Origin of the sequence: Corynebacterium sp. (assembly GCF_012838985.1) — a bacterium.
Classification (GTDB): domain Bacteria; phylum Actinomycetota; class Actinomycetes; order Mycobacteriales; family Mycobacteriaceae; genus Corynebacterium.
In genome coordinates, this window is record NZ_DUOE01000122.1 from 1 (window position 1) to 4,044 (window position 4,044).

Here is a 4,044-nt window from a genome sequence, read left to right on the forward strand (position 1 = left end):
AGCAGGCGGTAGACCTCGCTGCGGTCGTGGCTGTCGAGGATGGGCAGCTCCTGGGCGATCATCCGGGTCATGAAGTCGTTGAGGGGGAGGTTGGTCTGCTCGGCGGCGACGAAGCGGCCTTCACGCAGGTCGCGCTCCTCGTCGTAATCGTCCGCACCGGTATCTGTCTTCTTCTTTCCGAACAACATGCCACCAGCGTAGACACTAGGGTTTAGGGCATGACCGATTACTACAGCCTCGATGACACCCTGGCCGGCCGCGTCGCCCAGGCGGGCCTGGTGGGGACCGCCGTCGCGCTGCCGGATTACGTCCGTTCCGGGCCGGCGCGCGCCCTCGCCACGGGCGCGGTCCTGGTGGGTGGGGCGGCCCTCGTGGCGGTGCTCAACTCCTTCGACGAGGACCCCGCCAATGACCCGGCCGTCATGGTCGACCAGCTGCGACGTTCGATCGGCGGCATCGGTGCGGTGCCCGGCCCGGAGTCGGACACCCCGCCCGGGGACTTCTCGACCGCCTCCCCGGCCACCACGTGGACCGTCATCATCATCGCGCTGCTGGTGATCTTCGCCCTGGTGCGTCTCGACGCCGCCGTCCAGCGCCGCGTCGTCGCCTGGCTCCAGCGGAAGGGCGTGTCCCGCCCGAACACGTGGATCGGCGGTCTCGCCGCCACCGTCGTCTTCGCCGTCTCCGAGGTGGCGCACCGCAGGCGGGTGGCGCTGGCGTGAGGCATCCGGTGATCGCGGTCGTCGACAAGCAGGACGCGACGACCGCCGTGTGGCATGTGCAGACCTCGCCGGACGCACCCTCGGCGTCGGGCATCCTCTCGGGCGCGTGGCTCCTGGGGCCCGCGGACGTGGATCCGGGGCGGCTGGCGGACCTCACCGCCGGCACCCACGTCCTGGAGACCGGTGGGGAGGGGCTGGAGGAGATCCGGAGGGGCGTCGAGAAGCAGTTGGCGGAGTACAAGGCCGCGGCGAAGGCCGCGAAGGAGGCCAACCCCCAGCTGACGCTGCCGCGTTTCGAGGCACCCCCGACCCCTGACGTCGGGCAGCTGGCCGAGGCGTACCACGGGGCGCCGGAGGGGCGTGTGGCCTGGGCTCATGCGACGGCCGCGGCCGAGCTCGTCGAGGCGTGGCACACCATCGAGTCGCAGCGCCGCTCGCGGAAGTACCTGCAGGAACAGTTCGGGGCGGAGACGCGGCCGCTGCCGCTGGAATCCTGAAAATCGCTACCCTGGTGGCATGTCCCACAACGGTGCGCGCCCCGCAGGCCAGGTCGTCGACCTGAATGCGGAGCGTGCCCGGAGGCAGCAGGACGGGCGGCAGCCACGCACCGTCATCCTCCAGGCGTCCAACGTGCGTGCCGACGCCGAGGTGCACCGCCACATCGGCCTCAACGACGCGCTGCACCTGGCGGACCTGCACGACATCCTCGGCACCATCTTCGGTTTCTGCGCGTCCCCCGGCCCCACACCCTGGCACTTCTCACGCGGCGGCGACCGTGAGGAACGTCTCGACGCCGCCGACCCCATCCACCGGCACCTCACCGCCGAGGGGGACCGCATCAGCTACCACTTCGGGCTGTGGGACGTCACGCTGACCGCCGTCGAGTCCTACCCGCGTGACGCCGGCACCCCCCGCGCCCTCTGCGTCGGCGGCTCCGGGGCCTTCGGCGGCGGCGAGTTCGATCTCGCCGGCATCAACGCCGCCCTGACCGGCACCACGACGATCCGCTCCGTCCTGGAGGTCACGGAACCGGCGGTGCGGGACATCATCACCCGATCCGGGATCTTCGACTTCGTCCCGCTGCTCCAGGCCCTCGACCTCCTGCGCGGCGGCGGACTGCCACGCGGCACCGTGGAACTGCTGCACCGCCTGCCCGTCGAGACCGACCCCGCCGGCCGCGACGCCTTCTGGACCGTGATCCTCGCCCTGGCCTGCATGGGCGACGAGACCCTGGGCAACCAGATCCTCGAGACCACCATGTCCGCCCTCGGCTGGGAGGACGACGACGGCACCCCCCTGACCGGCGTCCGCGTCCGCGAACTGTGCCTCGGCTCGCTCACCCTGCTCGCCGACGTCGGCGGCTACGGCCCCCACGCCCGCTCACCCGTCGACCGCCTCGAGATCTACCGGGAGCTGCTCCGCGACGCCCCGCCACAGGAGCACACCGCGGAGTAGGGTGTTACCTCGTGTCCACTCCCACTCCCACCCCCGCCGCCTCTGACGTGGAGGTCACCGGCATGAGCCTGCAGACCCAGGCCGGTCGTTTCATCATCTCCGGCGCCATCTCCGCCGTCGTCGACCTCGGCCTCACGTGGGTCCTGCAGGTCTTCTTCGGCGCCGGCCCCGTCCTCGCGCGCTCCGTCGGCTTCATCTTCGGCACCATCACGGCCTACCTGATCAACCGCCGCTGGACCTTCCAGGCGCAGCCCTCGATGCGCCGCTTCCTCATGGTCGCGGGCCTGTACACGCTGACGTACTTCGTCAACGTCGGCCTCCACGCCCTGCTCTACGGCCTGTTCACCGGCTGGGACTGGAACAACTCCCTGGCCATCGTCGTCGCGTTCGTCATCGCGCAGGGCACCGCCACGGTGATCAACTTCATCGTGCAGCGGGTGTTCATCTTCCGCTAGGGGACTACGCCGCTCAGTCCGGCCGGGTGAAGCGCTCGTTGCGTCCCTGGCGGTGCAGGCGCAGCCACTCCAGGAACGCCTTCGGGTCGCGCTCCTGCACGAGGAAGAACCAGCCGAAACGCGCGTACTCCTGCGGCAGCAGCTTCCGCATACCGGGCTGGCTCATGATGTAGCCGCGGTTGCGGTAGGTGAAGTAGCGCTTGGACTCGTTGTCCGGGTACTGGGTGTGCATCCGCCCGCCGAGGATCGGCTTGAACTCGTCCGAGCCGTCCGGGTGCAGGTAGGCGGTGGTCAGCGCTGTGCCGAAGCGCAGACCCGAGCGCACCAGGCGGCGGTGGTACTCCACCTCGTCGCCGCGGATGAACAGGCGGTAGTCGGGCACACCGATGATCTCCATCGCACGGGCCTTGATCAGCGCGCCGTTGAACAGGCTGGCGATCCCCTCGAGGAAATCCCCCTCCAGCTCCTCCCGACGCCTCCGCCACACCAGCCCCTGCCGCAGCGGGAACGCCAGCCTCGCGGGGTCGTCGATGTTGCACACCACCGGTGACACCTCGTGGAGGTGGTGGCGCTCGGCGACGTCGACAAGCGTGGACAGCACCTCGGCGTCGGCGGGGCGGCCGTCATCATCGGCGCACCAGATCGCGTCCGCCCCCAGCGCCAGCGCCGTGAGGAAACCGTAGGCGAAACCACCCGCGCCACCCAGGTTGGTGCGGCTCGGGAGGTAGACGGCACGCTCACCCGCCAGCTCCCGCACCAGCTTCTCGACGCTCTCCTCGCACCCGTTGTCCACCACGATCACCCACTCCACCGGATGCGACTGGCTGACCACCTGCTCCAACGAGGCACGCAACAACTCCACGCGCCTGTGGGTGACGATCACCGCCGCCACGGAGTCGTCGCGGGTGAGATGGGGGATCGGGGTCTGCGCCATGCCGGTCATTCTAATCCCCACCCCACCACGCGGGCCCCCTGGTGAGCACATGGTGCCACTCCCACACCGGCAGCCGCTCGGTGGCCAGGGGCTCCGCCGCCCCCTCCGCCAGGGCGATGATCTGCTCCACCACCGGGACCAGGTGGTGCCGCACGCAGCTGCCGGAGTAACGCAGCACGCGGTAACCCTGGCGTGCCGCGACGTTCGCCTTCCACCGGTCCCGGACGAAGGCCTCCCTGCTCTCCGCGTTGTGGAACTGGTAGCCGTCGATCTCCACGATGATTCTCGCCTGCGGCAGGATGATGTCGAAGTAGTAGTGGCCGAGGAAGACGTTCTGCTCCACCTCCACACCCCGCGCGATGAGCTCCCGCGCCACCGCCAGCTCCGCCTCACTGTCCGCCCCGATCGCGGCCCGGGCCACCAGCCCGTGGAACCGGGCGGGCACCCGCGGCATCGCCGCCACCTCCTCCGCCAGAGC

Annotated in this window: 7 protein-coding genes; 4 read left to right on the forward strand and 3 right to left on the reverse strand. The window is 70.1% G+C overall.

The window, feature by feature from the left end; all coding sequences use genetic code 11:
* Positions 1–188 (reverse strand): hypothetical protein (locus GXZ33_RS07055; RefSeq protein WP_291340136.1); only part of this gene is annotated, 188 nt, incomplete at its 3' end.
* 30 nt (positions 189–218) lie between these two features.
* Between GXZ33_RS07055 and GXZ33_RS07060 the strand changes: the two genes are divergently transcribed.
* The 4 genes from GXZ33_RS07060 to GXZ33_RS07075 all read left to right on the forward strand — a co-directional run bounded on the left by GXZ33_RS07060 (position 219) and on the right by GXZ33_RS07075 (position 2,632).
* Positions 219–722: a hypothetical protein gene (locus GXZ33_RS07060; RefSeq protein ID WP_291340137.1), complete on the forward strand. Its 504-nt coding sequence runs from the start codon at positions 219–221 to the stop codon at positions 720–722.
* Positions 719–1,219 carry a hypothetical protein gene (locus GXZ33_RS07065; protein WP_291340138.1) on the forward strand — a complete coding sequence of 167 codons (501 nt, stop codon included), beginning with the start codon at positions 719–721 and terminating at the stop codon, positions 1,217–1,219. Before GXZ33_RS07060 ends, GXZ33_RS07065 begins: the two co-directional genes overlap by 4 nt.
* Positions 1,220–1,238: 19 nt before the next feature.
* Positions 1,239–2,177, forward strand: a complete 939-nt coding sequence (locus tag GXZ33_RS07070) for a hypothetical protein (protein WP_291340139.1) — start codon at positions 1,239–1,241, stop codon at positions 2,175–2,177.
* Positions 2,178–2,239: 62 nt separating this feature from the next.
* Complete coding sequence (locus tag GXZ33_RS07075; protein WP_291340142.1) at positions 2,240–2,632, forward strand: GtrA family protein; 393 nt, start codon at positions 2,240–2,242, stop codon at positions 2,630–2,632.
* Between the two features lie 13 nt (positions 2,633–2,645).
* Here GXZ33_RS07075 and GXZ33_RS07080 read toward each other — a convergent pair whose 3' ends face one another.
* Together GXZ33_RS07080 and GXZ33_RS07085 are read right to left on the reverse strand one after the other, a co-directional pair.
* Positions 2,646–3,566, reverse strand: coding sequence for a glycosyltransferase family 2 protein (locus GXZ33_RS07080; RefSeq protein ID WP_291340140.1), 921 nt, complete (start codon positions 3,564–3,566; stop codon positions 2,646–2,648).
* Positions 3,567–3,576: 10 nt separating this feature from the next.
* A partial coding sequence (locus GXZ33_RS07085) for a DUF559 domain-containing protein (protein WP_291340141.1) occupies positions 3,577–4,044 on the reverse strand: 468 nt, incomplete at its 5' end.

Bases quoted from the DNA above. Each gene is read 5' to 3' on its own strand.
- GXZ33_RS07070 (WP_291340139.1), top strand. From the start codon at position 1,239: ATGTCCCACAACGGTGCGCGCCCCGCAGGCCAGGTCGTCGACCTGAAT.
- GXZ33_RS07075 (WP_291340142.1), top strand. From the start codon at position 2,240: ATGAGCCTGCAGACCCAGGCCGGTCGTTTCATCATCTCCGGCGCCATC.
- GXZ33_RS07060 (WP_291340137.1), top strand. From the start codon at position 219: ATGACCGATTACTACAGCCTCGATGACACCCTGGCCGGCCGCGTCGCC.
- GXZ33_RS07080 (WP_291340140.1), bottom strand. From the start codon at position 3,566: ATGGCGCAGACCCCGATCCCCCATCTCACCCGCGACGACTCCGTGGCG.